Source organism: Candidatus Omnitrophota bacterium (genome assembly GCA_021735655.1).
GTDB lineage: Bacteria > Omnitrophota > Gorgyraeia > Duberdicusellales > 4484-171 > JAHKAJ01.
The window spans coordinates 288,018-301,083 of the sequence record JAIPGM010000002.1 but is presented as its reverse complement, the minus strand read 5'-3'; the positions used below and the strand labels follow the sequence as shown (position 1 = coordinate 301,083).

The window sequence follows — 13,066 nt, the reverse complement described above, 5'->3', positions numbered from 1 at the left end:
TTTAATTATAAAAAGGTTAATTTTACTACGGAGGTGTTTAAATGTGTTATGCTGTATCTTTACTGGGCGCTGCCGCAACATCGTTAGCTTGGTATAAAAGTAAAAATGTAAAAATTTGGTGGTTAACCCTATTGTTTTACGGTGGTGCCTTATTTGGTTTTATCGATCACCTTTGGAATCGTGAACTATTTCTGGTTACTGAAAATATAGGCAGAGATTTGCTGTTGGGGGTAGTTATTGCTTTAGCTACGATTATAATTTGGGGGATAATGCTTTTTCTGGCTAAGTTTAACCCGACCCTAACGAATTATGTAGATATTAAAAAACCTACCTAATCAACGATTAGATAAAAAATATTTGACAGATTATAGCATTTATGTTAATTTAGCCTTTAATACTTTGTGAATAAAATCACAAAGTATGGTTAATTTAAGTATCAATCATAAACAGAACAAGGACTTCTGATGTATTATATCTCTTCCGATAATTTTTCTAAATTTCTTGAAAACCTAAATAAAGATTATCAGGTATTTGTTCCGGTCAAAAAAGGTCAGCAGCGGTTTTACGATAAGTTCGATAGCTCGACTAGTGAATTCGTTGTTGGCGAGGTAAGGGCTTTTGAGCCGGTAAAATCATTTTTTTTGAAGGCTCGTCAGAAGGTAGCTTCTGGTTTTAGTCCGGATCTTCCGCAGTCTCCGAGTAAGCCTTTTGCTATTGTCGGAGTCAAGGCTTGTGATCTGAAAGGTTTTAAAATTCAAGACTATGTTTTTGATAATCCCGATTATCAGGATCCTTTTTATTTAAAGTTACGTCAGGATAGCCTTATTATTTCAGCTGATTGCACTTGCGTAATTGATACTTGCTTTTGTGCGGCTTTAGGTCTAAAACCGTATCCTAAAGATAATTTTGATCTAAATCTTTCTGTGGTTGATGATGGCTTTGTTGTTGAAAGCGGATCCGATAAAGGTGAGAGTATTCTGAAGCAATATACTCTTCTTTTTCGTCAAACTCGAGAAGATCTAGTTGTTACCAGAGATAAGAAGCGTGAAAAAATAACTGGAGAAGCTAACGCTAACCTAAGTAAAAATACCGTTCCTGACCAAAGCAGCTTCAAAGATGTGGTTCAGAAAAACTATGAGTCTAAAATTTGGGAAGACGAAGCAAAAACTTGCGTTGAATGTGGAGCCTGTAATGCAATTTGCCCAACCTGCCATTGTTTTCTTTTGTATGATCAAAAAGATAAAGACAAGATGGAGCGTTTACGCATTTGGGATTCTTGTATGATAAAAGATTTTGCTCGGGTTGCTGGCGGAGCCAATCCTCGAGAGAGGCTTTGGATGAGATTGCGTAATAGGTTTGAGAAAAAATTTGATTTTTTTCCCAAGGTGGCCGCTGAGTATGCTTGTACCGGCTGTGGCCGTTGTATAACAGCTTGCCCGGCTAAAATTGATATTCGAAAAGTCTTAAAGAAGTTGGTGGATAATGCATAAAATCGAGAATCCTTACAGATCGATTGAGGCCGAAGTTCTTGATGTAATAACCGAAACGCCAACGATTAAAACCATACGTTTTCGTCCTAAAGAGCCTTTGGGTTTTGAGACCGGTCAATTTATCGAATTAACTGTTCCCGGCGTGGGTGAGGCGCCATTTACACCTTCATCGAGGCCATCAGTGAGAGATGTAATGGAAGTCACGGTAATGAAAGTTGGCAAGGTTACCGATAAAGTTCATCAGCTTAAAAAAGGCGATTTGATTGGAGTGAGAGGCCCTTTTGGGACTGGTTACCCGATTGATGAATTTAAAGGTAAGGAAATCGTTGTCGTCGGTGGTGGATGTGGATTTGCTCCTTTGCGTAGTTTGATGTATGAGTTTTTTGCCCGAAGCGGGGAGTTTAAGAAGCTGTCTTTTCGGGGTGGCTGTAAAACCTCACAGGAGCTACTCTATAAAACTGAGATAGCCGGCTGGGCAAAGCGAGATGATTTAAATTTAAGACTTACTGTTGATAAAGCTAGCCCTGATTGGAAAGGTAACGTAGGTGTTGTTACTACAATTTTGGATGATTTAGATATGAATTGCCCTGAGGCAATAGCTATTGTTTGCGGGCCGCCAATCGCCATGAAGTTTTCTACTAAAAAATTGCTTGAGTTGGGTTTTAAGGAGAAGAATATCTATCTTTCAATGGAAAAAAATATGTCTTGTGGAATTGGTAAATGCGGTCATTGTCGGCTAGGGACTTATTATGCCTGCAAAGATGGACCAGTGTTTACTTACGACAAAATAAAGAATTTTCCTAATATTTGGGATTAGAGCTATTATGGATACAAGTGCCGAACAACTACATCAAGGAAAATTAAATACCGAAGCTAAATCTGATAGTGGTCAACGGCTTTTTGTTGATCTTGATATTTGTGCGGCCGGAGAATGCAAAAAATGTAAGTTAGAGTGCAGCTATTTTTACCACACTCAAGATCCGATAAATAATGGAATAGTTTCAGTAGCTGAATTGGCAACTTATGCTTTGGTTTGTCGTAGATGCCAAGAACCTCACTGTGTTAATGCTTGCCCATTTGAGGCTTTGGAACAACAAACCGAAAAAGACAACCTTTTGATTAGGCATAATATGCGTTGCGTAAGTTGCAAAACTTGTTCTCATGCTTGCCCTTACGGAACCATTTATCCTGAGCATGTGCCTTATTTAATTCATAATTGTGATTTTTGTTTTGATCGAAGAGATAAAAAAAATGAACCGCTTTGCATAAAATCATGCCCATACGGAGCATTAAAATTAGTAAATTCGGATGATTTATTAACCAAAGATTCATTTTTAGTTGGTGACAATTTAATAGTACATTCTACTCATTGGGATAGAGAAAAAGTATGATTTATTTAGTTTATCTTTTTATTTTCGGATTCTTGTTAACCGCCATTATTGGTTTGTTAACTAGCTGGGTTGACCGTAAAGTTACCGCTCGAGTTCAGTATCGCGTTGGGCCGCCAATCCTACAGCCGCTTATTGATTTGGTGAAGCTTCTTGGAAAAGAGACTTTGGTTCCTAAAGGCGCTTCTCAGTTTAGTTTTTTGAGCGCTCCGATTATTGGTTTAGGGAGTGTTATTGTTGTGTCTACGGTGCTTTGGTTTAATAATTTTAATCCGCTGAGGACCTTTGTTGGTGATATTGTTGTTGTAGTTTATTTATTGGCTATTCCTTCAATAAGCATAATTATCGGAGGCTTTGCTTCAGGCAATCCTTTAGCTAGTATTGGTGCATCACGAGAAATGAAATTAGTTTTAAGTTATGAATTGCCATTTATTCTAGCGGTTTTAGTTCCGGTTATTCAAAGCGGGTTTAGCTTGCGTTTAGGTGAAATTATCACTTATCAGGCTCAAAATGGCGTAATCTTAGGAAGCTGGTCGGGGTTTTTGGCTTTTATTGTAATTATTATGTGTGTACAGGCAAAACTAGCCTTAGTGCCTTTTGATATTCCTGAAGCTGAGACCGAAATTATTGGTGGACCGTTAGTTGAGTATTCGGGAGCCCCGCTTGCGGTATACAAACTTATGAAAAATATGTTGTTCTTTGTCTTGCCTTTCTTTATAATGATTACTTTTATTGGTGGGTTAAGACTAAACGGCTTAAATCTTATATACGGGGTGTTGAGGTATGTTGGTTTGGTTGCCTTGATCACCGTTATTCGTAATACTAATCCTAGAGTTAGAATTGATCAGGCAATAAGATTTTTTTGGGGGCCAATGTTGATTATTGCTATAATCGCAGTTATTTTAGCCTTAAAGGGTTTATGAGCATAAAACTTAAAGCATTACTCAAGTCACCATGGGTTTTTCATCTTTCAACTGGTAGTTGCAATAATTGCGATATTGAAATATTGGATTGTTTAACCCCACGCTTTGATATCGAAAGGTTTGGCATGCTTTTAGCCGGAAGCATAAAACATGCTGACGTGCTTTTAGTAACTGGTTCTGCTAATCGAAAGTGCATTCCTCGGATTAAAGAAGTATATGAGCAGATGCCGAAGCCTTGTGTAGTAGTGGCTGTTGGTGAGTGCTCTTTGTCGCGAGGTATGTTTATTCATAGCTATAACTGTCCTTTGCCAGTTGATAAAATTATTCCGGTAGACGTATATATACCTGGGTGCCCGCCGAAACCAGAGGCGATTATTGCCGGGGTTGTTAAGTTAATCGATAAATTAAGTGGGGCTGGAAACCCTCAAGCAAAATGACCAGAAGCGAAGTTATTAAAGATTTAAAGAAAAGATTCGACGAAGATATTTTAGATATTTTCGATAAGACCTTAACTCGGGTCTATATTGAGATTAAACCTCAGGCGATTGTTAAGGTTGCGACCTATGTTTTTAAAAATTTGGGGGCCAGATTCAATATTGCTTCGGGAGTAGATACATTTAAACATATAGAAATTCTTTATCATTTTACCTTTGAAGATATAAATTTAGTAGTTTCTTTCCGGGTTAAGTTGGATAAGAGCAAATTAGAAATAGATTCATTAGCCCCAATATTTGAAGGTGCTAATTGGATTGAACGTGAGATAGCTGAAATGTTAGGAGTCAATTTTCGCGGTCATCCAGAGTTGAAGCGGTTGCTTTTGCCCGATGAGTGGCCACAAGGTGTATATCCTTTGAGACGCGATTATCAAGAGTGGGACGACTCATCAATTAGAGATCGAGGATTATAATGGGAAAACGAACTATAGTTCCAATCGGACCATATCACCCTTTACAGGAAGAGCCTGAGTTTTTCAGCTTAACTGTAGATGGGGAGACAGTTGTTGATATCGATGTTCAGATTGGTTATAACCATCGCGGCATTGAAAAGCTTTCTGAGCGAAAAACCTTCGACCAATCTACTTTTGTAATTGAGAGAATCTGTGGTATTTGTTCAACCAGTCATCCTTATGCTTATACTCGGGCAGTTGAGGATGTTATCCCTCTAGAAGTGCCAATGAGGGCTAAATATATCCGAACAATTATCGCTGAGGGAGAACGTATTCATTCACATCTTTTATGGTTGGGTCTTGCCGGACATTTTTTAGGTTACAATACTGTTTATATGTGGGCTTGGAAGTTGCGTGAGGAAATCCTTGATGTTATGGAGGCACTTTCGGGAAATCGCAACAACTATGCTATGTTTAAGCCGGGAGGGGTTCGGCGAGACATAAAAAAAGAAGATATACCTTTTGCGATAAAAAAGATAGATTCGATTATCCCGACTCTTGAAATGCTTAAAAAGGCAGTAATCGATGACCCGGTGTTACATGCTAGGACTAAAGGAATAGGTATCCTCACTAAGGATGAGGCAATTAACTTTTGTGCTCTCGGTCCGGTATCTCGGGCTTCGGGGGTGGCCAGAGATCTACGTAAAAATTCTCCTTATGGGGCATATGATCAGTTTAACTGGAATATGATTGTGACTAAAAATGGCGATGTTTTCGATAAAGCGGTAGTAAGAATTTTAGAGACTTTTGAATCGATAGATATGGTTAAGTATTGCCTTTTAAACCTTCCGGATACAGAAATTGATGCTAAGATTAAAAGTATTCCTTCAGGTGAAGGTATCGGTCATATTGAGGCGCCGCGGGGTGAATGTTTTCATTATGTGAAAAGCGATGGGACCAATCGACCGGCTCGTCACAAAGTAAGAGCACCTACTTTTATGAATTTACCGACCTATAAGGCAACTGTGGTTGGCGAGACGATTTCTGATGCAACGATAATTTTAGCGTCCATTGATCCTTGTTATTGTTGTACTGAGAGAGTGGCGGTACGTAACACTAAGGGTAAAAAAATATATAACGGTGAGGATTTAGTTCGCCTTTCACAAAGTAAAACCGAAAAGATAAAAAGTAAACTAGGCATAAAATGAATTTTTTAGCGAATTATTTTAGATTTGATGCTTTGTCGATATTTGTCGGAATATTTATTTGGTTTTTTTCTATTTTGGTAACTGTATATTCGATGGGGTACATGCGTGCCCAACGTGGAATTTCACGTTACTACCTTTATATCTTTTTTACTTTGATTGCTTCTTTGGGTGTGGTTTTTGCCAATAATTTAATTCTGTTCATGGTTTTCTGGGGATTCTTGGGGTTGCTTCTTTATCTTTTAATTGGCTTTGGTAAAAAGGATAATAGCTCAGCTACGGCAAAGAAAGCATTTATTATAATTGGTGGAACCGATGCTTTAATGCTTTTGGGAGTTGCCTTAATTTGGAAACTTACCGGTTTATTCGAGATGGATTTAATATCAATACCATTGACTTCTAAGGTGGCTACTTTTGCCTATCTTTGTTTGGCGGTCGGAGCTTTTGCTAAAGCCGGGGCTATGCCTTTTCATACCTGGGTTCCTGACGCAGCTGAAGACTCACCAACTCCGGTTGCGGCTTATTTGCCTGCTTCTTTGGACAAACTTTTGGGAATATATCTTTTAATTAGAATTTCCTTGGAAATGTTTCGTTTAGGTTTAAGCATGAATACATTTTTGATGTTTATCGGTAGCTTTACTATTATAGCTGCGGTTATGATGGCTTTAGTCCAACATGACTTAAAGAGACTCCTTGGTTATCATGCGGTAAGTCAAGTTGGTTATATGATTTTAGGTATTGGTACGGGTACAATTATCGGTATTGCCGGTGGACTATTTCATATGCTGAATAATGCGATTTATAAGTCTTGTTTATTTTTAACCAGTGGCTCTGTAGAAAAAAGGACCAAAACTACTAATTTAGATAAACTTGGCGGTCTTGCTAAATATATGCCGATTACTTTTATTACTTTTTTGATTGCTTCATTTGCTATCTCTGGGGTTCCGCCATTTAATGGTTTTGTTTCTAAATGGATGATCTACCAGGGTATCATTGAGACGGCTAAAAACAGTGGTGGGTTATGGGTCGTTTGGTTAGTTTCAGCCATGTTTGGAAGTGCCTTAACTTTGGCAAGTTTCATGAAACTTGTTCATGCTGTATTTTTGGGTCAAGAAAGCACAACCGTAAAAGCACTCAGTAAAGATCAGAAAAAAGAGGTTGGGCTAGCGATGTGGATACCGGGAGCAATTTTAGCCTTACTATGTGTAGTTTTTGGTGTATTTGCTTACCGGCTTCCGCTTAAGTTTTTTATCTTTCCGGTTATTTGGCAGCCAGTAGAGTTTTCCGGAGTCTGGAATGCAAGTTTAGCTACGGCTTTGATTCTTGCTGGCATGGTCATTGGTCTAATAGTTTATCTTTTGGGCACAGTTTCAAAGAGTCGCCAGGTTAATATTTTTATGGGCGGAGAAAGCACTGAAAAATATCCCGAGATGAGAGTTTCAGGAACTGATTTTTATAACACAATCAAAGAGTTGGGCCTGTTAAAGGTTATCTATAGTTTAGCTAATAAGAAATTATTCGATATTTATGAAGTCGGTAGTAAAATTACTTTTGGCTTTAACAGTATTTTGCGTTATTTGCATAATGGCATTTTATCTACTTATTTGTCCTGGTGTCTTTTAGGTATGGGGATACTTTTTTATATACTTTTAAAGTAACTTAAATATGTTTGAGCTATATATTTTATTAATTTTTATGATTGTTGGGGCAATTGTCGCCGTTGAGCTTAAAGATCTGCTTTCCTCAGTTATTGCCGTCGGTGCCGTAGGGCTAGGGCTTTCGATAACGTTTATTATTCTCAAAGCTCCCGATGTTGCAATTACTCAATTAGTAGTTGAGATATTATGTTTAATCATTTTGATTCGGGCAACTTTAAAAAAAGATTTACCTTTTTCAACTAGTGGTCGATGGTTACTTAATACCTCAATTATTTTAGGCTTTGTTAGTTTATTTTTATTTGCAGCCTATAAGGCAATTGGTGATTTGCCACGTTTTGGTTATCCAATTATGCGGGTGGCCGATACTTATCTTAAGCAAGGCTTAGCTAAGACCGGAGCAACTAATATTGTTGCTTCAGTTATTCTTGATTATCGAGCCTATGACACCTTAGGTGAAGCTACAGTTTTATTTACCGCAGTAATAGGTGTTTTAACCCTAGTGCGCAGGGTCGGGCGTAAAAAAATTAATGAGAAAGTAGACCCAGAGGATGAATAAATGAGCAAAGAGCATGAAAAGGGAATGTCGGTAATCGTTAAGACAATTACTCGTCTTACCGTGGGCATAATACTTCTTTTTGGTATTTATATTCTTTCTCATGGTCATGTTTCCCCCGGTGGAGGATTTGCCGGAGGGGTAATTATTGCACTCAGCTTTATTCATTTAATGCTTGCTTATGGTAAAGACGCGGCTTTAAAAAGAATGCCTAAGAAAGCTATTTCTTTTTTTGAAGGTTTTGGAGCAATAATGTTTTTAGCAATTGCCCTTTTGGGGTTTACTGGTGGGTATTTCTTTTTAAACTTTCTTCCTAAGGGGGAGCCGTTTAGACTTTTTTCAGCTGGGATTATTCCACTTTGTAATATTGCAATTAGTTTAAAGGTCGGGGCCGGTTTGTTTGCTATATTTATTGCCCTTACTTTGCTTAAATTTGATGGAGGAACCGAAGGAAAATGATCTACTTGCTTTGTTTGGTGCTTTTTTGTGTTGGTCTTTATTGTATTTTACGTAAACGTAATATAATTAAGATTATTATTGGTGTTATCATCGCTGAATATGCAGTAAATCTTTTATTTATCTTAGTTGCTTATCGGATAAAGGGGCGTTCTCCGATATATTCACCAGACACAACAATTAATAATATGGTCGATGCCTTACCTCAGGCAGTAGTTTTGACTTCAATTGTTATTGGTTTGGCATCAACAGCTTTGCTTATTGCAATCGCTATGCGAATTTATGAAAAGTATCAAACATTTGATATTACTAAAATTAGAGAGTTGCGGGGATAGATATGAGTTCTAATATTATACCAATTTTTGTTGTAGTTTGTCTTTCGGGTGCCTTTTTAACTGTTTTGTTTGGTAAAAAAAGTAAATGGCTGCCGGATTTAATTGGTAATTTATGCACAACAGCTCTTTTATTTTTGTCGCTTTACAGTGTAAAACTTGTGGCTGAGCATGGAGTGTTGGTTTATGCTGCTGGATCTTGGAAGCCGCCAATCGGGATAACTTTTGTCTTAGACGGTCTAACTAGTTTTATGTTAGTTACGGTTAATTTAGTTGCTTTTTGTGTAGCTCTTTTTTCAATTAACTACATGGAAAAGTTCACCGCTAAATGGAAATTTTACACCTTATTTCTATTGATGTTGGGAGGGATGAACGGGGTTTTGATAACTGGCGACATATTTAACCTTTTTGTTTTTTTAGAGATTGCCTCTGTTGCTAGTTATGCTCTGGTTGCTTTTGGAACTGAACGCCATGAGCTTGAAGCCGCCTTTAAATATGCCCTGATGAGTACCGTAGGGTCATTATTTATTCTTTTAGGTATTGTATTTCTATATAGTTGCACTTCAACCCTAAATATGGCTGATATGGGTTTAGTTTTGTCTCAAGCCGACTGCCCAAATGTTTTAATATTAGTAAGTGTATTGTTTCTTATGGGTTTTGGTTTAAAAGCAGCTTTGGTGCCGTTTCATGCCTGGCTTCCTGATGCTCATCCTTCAGCACCAGCTCCAATATCAGCTATGCTTTCTGGGGTATTGATTAAATCATTAGGAGTATACACTCTTTGCCGTATATTCTTTAATATTTTAGGTGTGAATAGTCAGCTTTCAATGATTTTGATGGCGCTCGGTGCGCTCTCAATGGTGGTTGGTGTATTTTTGGCTATCGGACAGTGGGATTTGAAACGTTTGCTTGCCTATCATTCAATAAGCCAGATTGGTTATGTTATTTTGGGGATAGGTTTGGGCACTCCTTTAGGTATAATCGGAGGCTTATTCCATTTGTTCAATCACTCAATATTCAAATCTCTTCTTTTTTTAAATTCTGGTGCTGTTGAATACACAACCGGAACCAGAGATTTAAAAAAAATGGGGGGATTAAGTCAAAGAATGCCAGTTACCTCAGCTACTGCTTTTGGAGCTTCTATGTCAATCGCTGGAATTCCGCCGTTTAATGGTTTTTGGAGCAAGTTAATTATTATTATTGCTTGTGTTCAGGCCAACCAGTATTGGTATGGTTTTTGGGCAGTGTTGGCTAGTATTTTGACCCTTGCTTCTTTTACCAAGGTTATGAAGTATGCATTTTTTGGAAATCTTAGGAAACAGTGGGAAAATATTACTGAAGTGCCTGCTTTCATGAAGGCTTCGATGATTATCTTAGTTTTAGTTTGCCTTTTAGGTGGGTTTTTATTTTTTCCGGGGATAAGAGAACAATTCCTGCTTAAAGCCTCTGGGGTTTTGCTTGGCACAAAAAACTACACAATAAATATTATCAGAGCAGTCCAATGAAAAGAAAAATAGTTTTATTTTTAGTTGCCTTTGTTGTATGGTGCTTATTGAACTGGGTACCGGATTGGCAGCATCTAGCTATTGGTGTATTCGCAGCCGCTCTTTGTGCTTTTTTAACCGGAGATTTGTTTGTAAAACGTCCTCATGTCCTTAAGCACCCTTTGAGATACTGGTATTTTTTTGTTTATTATCTTCCGAGATTTCTATGGGAGTGTTTTAAAGCAAATATTGATGTTGCCTACAGGATTCTACATCCTAATTTACCGATAAAACCTGGCATTGTTAAGGTGAAAACTACGCTTAAGACAGATACAGCGCTTACATTTTTAGCGAATTCAATAACACTTACTCCAGGAACTTTAACTGTAGATATTGACAAGGATGATGGTGTTTTATATGTACATTGGATTGACGTGAAGGAAACTCAGACTGAAGCTGCTACCAAAGTTATTATTGAGCGGTTTGAGAAAATATTAAGAAAAATATTTGAATAATTACTATGGCTAAAAAGAAAAAAGCTGAAAGCAAAAAGATGTTAAATTGGCTGTTTGGAGCAACTACCCTTAGTATTGTTTTAGGCTTAATTATTTTTAGGCCTTTTGGTTTTCTTTTTCCTGAAAATCTCGTCTATAGTGGTCTTGTTGGGAGGGCACTTTACATTCTAATTCTAGGATGTGTACTGGCGCTTTATCGTATTGCTAAAGGTCCTACCGGAGCCGACAGAATTGTAGCGATTGATATTTTAGGGATTATGATTGTGGGGCTTTGTGCAGTTTTAACTATTTCGACTGGAAGATCTTGGTATCTGGATATTGGAATTGCTTGGGCGCTTCAAAGTTTTATTAGCACCTTAGCTCTTTCGAAATATTTAGAGGGAAGAGGGTTTGATGAGTGATATTATTGGTTTGATATTCATTTCCGGTGGGTTAGCTTTTGATATAGTTGGTTGCTTAGGTTTGGTAAGACTTCCGGATGTATATAATCGTCTTCAAGCAGCCACCAAGTGTGTTACTTTAGGAACTTGTAGTATTCTTTTTGGAACATTTTTAATTGTTGGCTTTATTGCCGCGGGCTTTAAGGCGCTTCTTTGTGCGGTTTTTCTTTTGTTAACCTCGCCGGTAGCTGCCCATGCTGTAGCCAGAGGAGCCCATCGGGCCGGGGTTAAACTTTGGGAAGGTAGTGTAATTGATAAATATAAAGAGGATAAGGAAGGAGAAGCGTAAACGTAGACGAAAAGTTTTAGCCACGGGTGATTCAAGAATATTGAGTCTAGACTACGTTTTACGCTTCTTTTTTAAGATAAATTTATGAAGTTGCCAAAATTAAGAGAGTTGGTTGAAGCAATCAAGGCATTGATTAAGGGGCCTTACACGTCAAAGTTCCCTAAAGAGGCCCATGTGGCTCATCCTAACTTTCGCGGTCAGCCGAAGTTTAATGATCAAAAATGTGTTGGTTGTTGCGGTTGTGAAGAGGTTTGCCCAGTTGAAGCGATTTCTCATAAGGATATTACTGAAAATAAAGATGATCCTAAGCGGCTGATGATTCATTATACTGATACTTGTATTTTTTGTGGACAGTGTGAAGCAGCCTGTTTGGCTGATAAGCAAGGTATTAAGTTATCTACTGATTGGGAGTTATCATTTTTTGACCGCGCTCAAGCCCAAGAACAAATAGAAAAAGAACTACAACTTTGTGAAGTTTGCGGCGATGTAATAGCCTGCAAAGATCACCTTAAATGGATTTCTCAAAAATTAGGTGAGCTTACCTACTCAAGTCCTACGCTTTATCTTTCCCATCTTAAAAGTCTTGGTATTGTAGATGAAAATATTGTTTCAGCTTTAAGGGATGATGGGCGTTCTGATCGAGTTAAGATTCTATGCGCCCGCTGTCGACGTGAAACCACCCTTACTGCTGAGTAATATCAACTAAGACAGTTTCATTTAAATTTTATTTTACACTATGAATAATATTTTTCGGAATGTTTTTAAAGGGAAAGTCGTTATCGTTGGGGTAGGAAATATTATGCGTGGTGACGATGCTTTCGGTCCTAAGTTCATTGAGACTGTTTACCAGAAAGTGGATGCAACCTGTATTGATGTTGGTTCAGCACCAGAAAACTATATTGGCAAAATAACCAAAGAACGTCCAAATACGATTTTAATAGTTGATGTTGTTGATCTTGGTAAAGAGCCAGGAGATTATGAGATTTTAGTTAAGGAAGATATCGTGAAATCGGGATTCACTACTCATGATTTATCACCAAGGATGTTTTTAGATTTTTTGGGTAAAGAAACCGAAGCTGATATTTTTCTTTTAGGGGTGCAACCGAAAACTCTTGAGTTTGGTGATGAGATTTCACAAAGTGTTGCTAAAACATTAAAGGAATTAACTAATTTAATTATTGAGGTAAAAACATGCACGAAACCCATATCATAAAACCATTGATTAAAGGAATTTGTGAACACGCTGAAAAAGAAGGCTCAAAGGTAGTGTCTAAGATACATATAAAAATCGGTGAGCTGAACGGGATCAAGGAGGATTCATTTAGAGAAACCTTTAAAATTTTAGCTGAGGGGACTCCTTGTGCTAAGGCTGAGCTAGAGCTAACTTTTTTCCCGGGAACAGTGATACAGGTGCTATCGTTTGATGTAGAGTAAAATTGGAGTTTGT

The 13,066-nt window shown here is 37.8% G+C and carries 19 protein-coding genes; all 19 read left to right on the top strand.

Features of this window, described 5'->3' with window-relative positions; genetic code table 11:
• Nucleotides 1–41: 41 nt before the first annotated feature.
• The gene (locus tag K9L86_02590) at nucleotides 42–335 is read left to right on the top strand and encodes a hypothetical protein (protein ID MCF7907748.1); all 294 of its coding nucleotides are present in this window, start codon (nucleotides 42–44) and stop codon (nucleotides 333–335) included.
• A 129-nt stretch (nucleotides 336–464) separates the two neighbouring features.
• The gene (locus tag K9L86_02585) at nucleotides 465–1,490 is read left to right on the top strand and encodes a 4Fe-4S dicluster domain-containing protein (GenBank protein MCF7907747.1); all 1,026 of its coding nucleotides are present in this window, start codon (nucleotides 465–467) and stop codon (nucleotides 1,488–1,490) included.
• A complete protein-coding gene (locus K9L86_02580; GenBank protein MCF7907746.1) occupies nucleotides 1,483–2,307 on the top strand; it encodes an FAD/NAD(P)-binding protein in 825 nt (274 codons plus the stop codon). Before K9L86_02585 ends, K9L86_02580 begins: the two co-directional genes overlap by 8 nt.
• A 7-nt stretch (nucleotides 2,308–2,314) precedes the next feature.
• Nucleotides 2,315–2,881: a 4Fe-4S binding protein gene (locus K9L86_02575; protein MCF7907745.1), complete on the top strand. Its 567-nt coding sequence runs from the start codon at nucleotides 2,315–2,317 to the stop codon at nucleotides 2,879–2,881.
• A complete protein-coding gene (locus K9L86_02570) occupies nucleotides 2,878–3,801 on the top strand; it encodes an NADH-quinone oxidoreductase subunit H (GenBank protein ID MCF7907744.1) in 924 nt (307 codons plus the stop codon). The genes K9L86_02575 and K9L86_02570 overlap by 4 nt, the downstream gene beginning before the upstream one ends.
• Nucleotides 3,798–4,238, top strand: coding sequence for an NADH-quinone oxidoreductase subunit NuoB (gene nuoB / locus K9L86_02565; GenBank protein MCF7907743.1), 441 nt, complete (start codon nucleotides 3,798–3,800; stop codon nucleotides 4,236–4,238). The genes K9L86_02570 and nuoB overlap by 4 nt, the downstream gene beginning before the upstream one ends.
• On the top strand, nucleotides 4,235–4,708 hold the full coding sequence (locus K9L86_02560) for an NADH-quinone oxidoreductase subunit C (GenBank protein MCF7907742.1): 474 nt from the start codon (nucleotides 4,235–4,237) through the stop codon (nucleotides 4,706–4,708). The genes nuoB and K9L86_02560 overlap by 4 nt, the downstream gene beginning before the upstream one ends.
• Nucleotides 4,708–5,895, top strand: coding sequence for a nickel-dependent hydrogenase large subunit (locus tag K9L86_02555; protein ID MCF7907741.1), 1,188 nt, complete (start codon nucleotides 4,708–4,710; stop codon nucleotides 5,893–5,895). The genes K9L86_02560 and K9L86_02555 overlap by 1 nt, the downstream gene beginning before the upstream one ends.
• The gene (locus K9L86_02550) at nucleotides 5,892–7,550 is read left to right on the top strand and encodes a hypothetical protein (protein MCF7907740.1); all 1,659 of its coding nucleotides are present in this window, start codon (nucleotides 5,892–5,894) and stop codon (nucleotides 7,548–7,550) included. The genes K9L86_02555 and K9L86_02550 overlap by 4 nt, the downstream gene beginning before the upstream one ends.
• A gap of 7 nt (nucleotides 7,551–7,557) precedes the next feature.
• Entirely contained in the window at nucleotides 7,558–8,106 is a 549-nt protein-coding gene (locus K9L86_02545) for a DUF4040 domain-containing protein (GenBank protein ID MCF7907739.1), read from the top strand.
• Nucleotides 8,107–8,562, top strand: a complete 456-nt coding sequence (locus K9L86_02540) for a hypothetical protein (GenBank protein ID MCF7907738.1) — start codon at nucleotides 8,107–8,109, stop codon at nucleotides 8,560–8,562.
• A complete protein-coding gene (locus tag K9L86_02535) occupies nucleotides 8,559–8,894 on the top strand; it encodes a sodium:proton antiporter (protein MCF7907737.1) in 336 nt (111 codons plus the stop codon). Before K9L86_02540 ends, K9L86_02535 begins: the two co-directional genes overlap by 4 nt.
• Before the next feature lie 2 nt (nucleotides 8,895–8,896).
• Nucleotides 8,897–10,396 (top strand): monovalent cation/H+ antiporter subunit D family protein, encoded by a 1,500-nt coding sequence (locus K9L86_02530; GenBank protein ID MCF7907736.1) that lies wholly within the window; start codon nucleotides 8,897–8,899, stop codon nucleotides 10,394–10,396.
• Nucleotides 10,393–10,890: a Na+/H+ antiporter subunit E gene (locus tag K9L86_02525; GenBank protein MCF7907735.1), complete on the top strand. Its 498-nt coding sequence runs from the start codon at nucleotides 10,393–10,395 to the stop codon at nucleotides 10,888–10,890. The genes K9L86_02530 and K9L86_02525 overlap by 4 nt, the downstream gene beginning before the upstream one ends.
• Nucleotides 10,891–10,928: 38 nt before the next feature.
• A complete protein-coding gene (locus K9L86_02520; protein ID MCF7907734.1) occupies nucleotides 10,929–11,291 on the top strand; it encodes a cation:proton antiporter in 363 nt (120 codons plus the stop codon).
• Nucleotides 11,284–11,619: a monovalent cation/H(+) antiporter subunit G gene (gene mnhG / locus K9L86_02515; GenBank protein ID MCF7907733.1), complete on the top strand. Its 336-nt coding sequence runs from the start codon at nucleotides 11,284–11,286 to the stop codon at nucleotides 11,617–11,619. Before K9L86_02520 ends, mnhG begins: the two co-directional genes overlap by 8 nt.
• A gap of 84 nt (nucleotides 11,620–11,703) precedes the next feature.
• Nucleotides 11,704–12,315 carry a 4Fe-4S binding protein gene (locus tag K9L86_02510; protein MCF7907732.1) on the top strand — a complete coding sequence of 204 codons (612 nt, stop codon included), beginning with the start codon at nucleotides 11,704–11,706 and terminating at the stop codon, nucleotides 12,313–12,315.
• Between the two features lie 40 nt (nucleotides 12,316–12,355).
• Complete coding sequence (locus K9L86_02505) at nucleotides 12,356–12,832, top strand: hydrogenase 3 maturation endopeptidase HyCI (GenBank protein ID MCF7907731.1); 477 nt, start codon at nucleotides 12,356–12,358, stop codon at nucleotides 12,830–12,832.
• Nucleotides 12,811–13,053: a hydrogenase/urease maturation nickel metallochaperone HypA gene (locus K9L86_02500; protein MCF7907730.1), complete on the top strand. Its 243-nt coding sequence runs from the start codon at nucleotides 12,811–12,813 to the stop codon at nucleotides 13,051–13,053. The genes K9L86_02505 and K9L86_02500 overlap by 22 nt, the downstream gene beginning before the upstream one ends.
• Nucleotides 13,054–13,066 lie beyond the last annotated feature (13 nt).

What these genes read in the sequence shown, in the direction of transcription:
- K9L86_02535 (MCF7907737.1), top strand. Translation starts at nt 8,559, where the DNA reads ATGATCTACTTGCTTTGTTTGGTGCTTTTTTGTGTTGGTCTTTATTGT.
- K9L86_02580 (MCF7907746.1), top strand. Translation starts at nt 1,483, where the DNA reads ATGCATAAAATCGAGAATCCTTACAGATCGATTGAGGCCGAAGTTCTT.
- nuoB (MCF7907743.1), top strand. Translation starts at nt 3,798, where the DNA reads ATGAGCATAAAACTTAAAGCATTACTCAAGTCACCATGGGTTTTTCAT.
- K9L86_02520 (MCF7907734.1), top strand. Translation starts at nt 10,929, where the DNA reads ATGTTAAATTGGCTGTTTGGAGCAACTACCCTTAGTATTGTTTTAGGC.
- K9L86_02525 (MCF7907735.1), top strand. Translation starts at nt 10,393, where the DNA reads ATGAAAAGAAAAATAGTTTTATTTTTAGTTGCCTTTGTTGTATGGTGC.
- K9L86_02570 (MCF7907744.1), top strand. Translation starts at nt 2,878, where the DNA reads ATGATTTATTTAGTTTATCTTTTTATTTTCGGATTCTTGTTAACCGCC.
- K9L86_02505 (MCF7907731.1), top strand. Translation starts at nt 12,356, where the DNA reads ATGAATAATATTTTTCGGAATGTTTTTAAAGGGAAAGTCGTTATCGTT.
- K9L86_02550 (MCF7907740.1), top strand. Translation starts at nt 5,892, where the DNA reads ATGAATTTTTTAGCGAATTATTTTAGATTTGATGCTTTGTCGATATTT.
- K9L86_02560 (MCF7907742.1), top strand. Translation starts at nt 4,235, where the DNA reads ATGACCAGAAGCGAAGTTATTAAAGATTTAAAGAAAAGATTCGACGAA.
- K9L86_02530 (MCF7907736.1), top strand. Translation starts at nt 8,897, where the DNA reads ATGAGTTCTAATATTATACCAATTTTTGTTGTAGTTTGTCTTTCGGGT.
- K9L86_02590 (MCF7907748.1), top strand. Translation starts at nt 42, where the DNA reads ATGTGTTATGCTGTATCTTTACTGGGCGCTGCCGCAACATCGTTAGCT.
- K9L86_02500 (MCF7907730.1), top strand. Translation starts at nt 12,811, where the DNA reads ATGCACGAAACCCATATCATAAAACCATTGATTAAAGGAATTTGTGAA.
- K9L86_02585 (MCF7907747.1), top strand. Translation starts at nt 465, where the DNA reads ATGTATTATATCTCTTCCGATAATTTTTCTAAATTTCTTGAAAACCTA.
- K9L86_02540 (MCF7907738.1), top strand. Translation starts at nt 8,107, where the DNA reads ATGAGCAAAGAGCATGAAAAGGGAATGTCGGTAATCGTTAAGACAATT.
- K9L86_02545 (MCF7907739.1), top strand. Translation starts at nt 7,558, where the DNA reads ATGTTTGAGCTATATATTTTATTAATTTTTATGATTGTTGGGGCAATT.
- K9L86_02510 (MCF7907732.1), top strand. Translation starts at nt 11,704, where the DNA reads ATGAAGTTGCCAAAATTAAGAGAGTTGGTTGAAGCAATCAAGGCATTG.
- K9L86_02575 (MCF7907745.1), top strand. Translation starts at nt 2,315, where the DNA reads ATGGATACAAGTGCCGAACAACTACATCAAGGAAAATTAAATACCGAA.
- mnhG (MCF7907733.1), top strand. Translation starts at nt 11,284, where the DNA reads ATGAGTGATATTATTGGTTTGATATTCATTTCCGGTGGGTTAGCTTTT.
- K9L86_02555 (MCF7907741.1), top strand. Translation starts at nt 4,708, where the DNA reads ATGGGAAAACGAACTATAGTTCCAATCGGACCATATCACCCTTTACAG.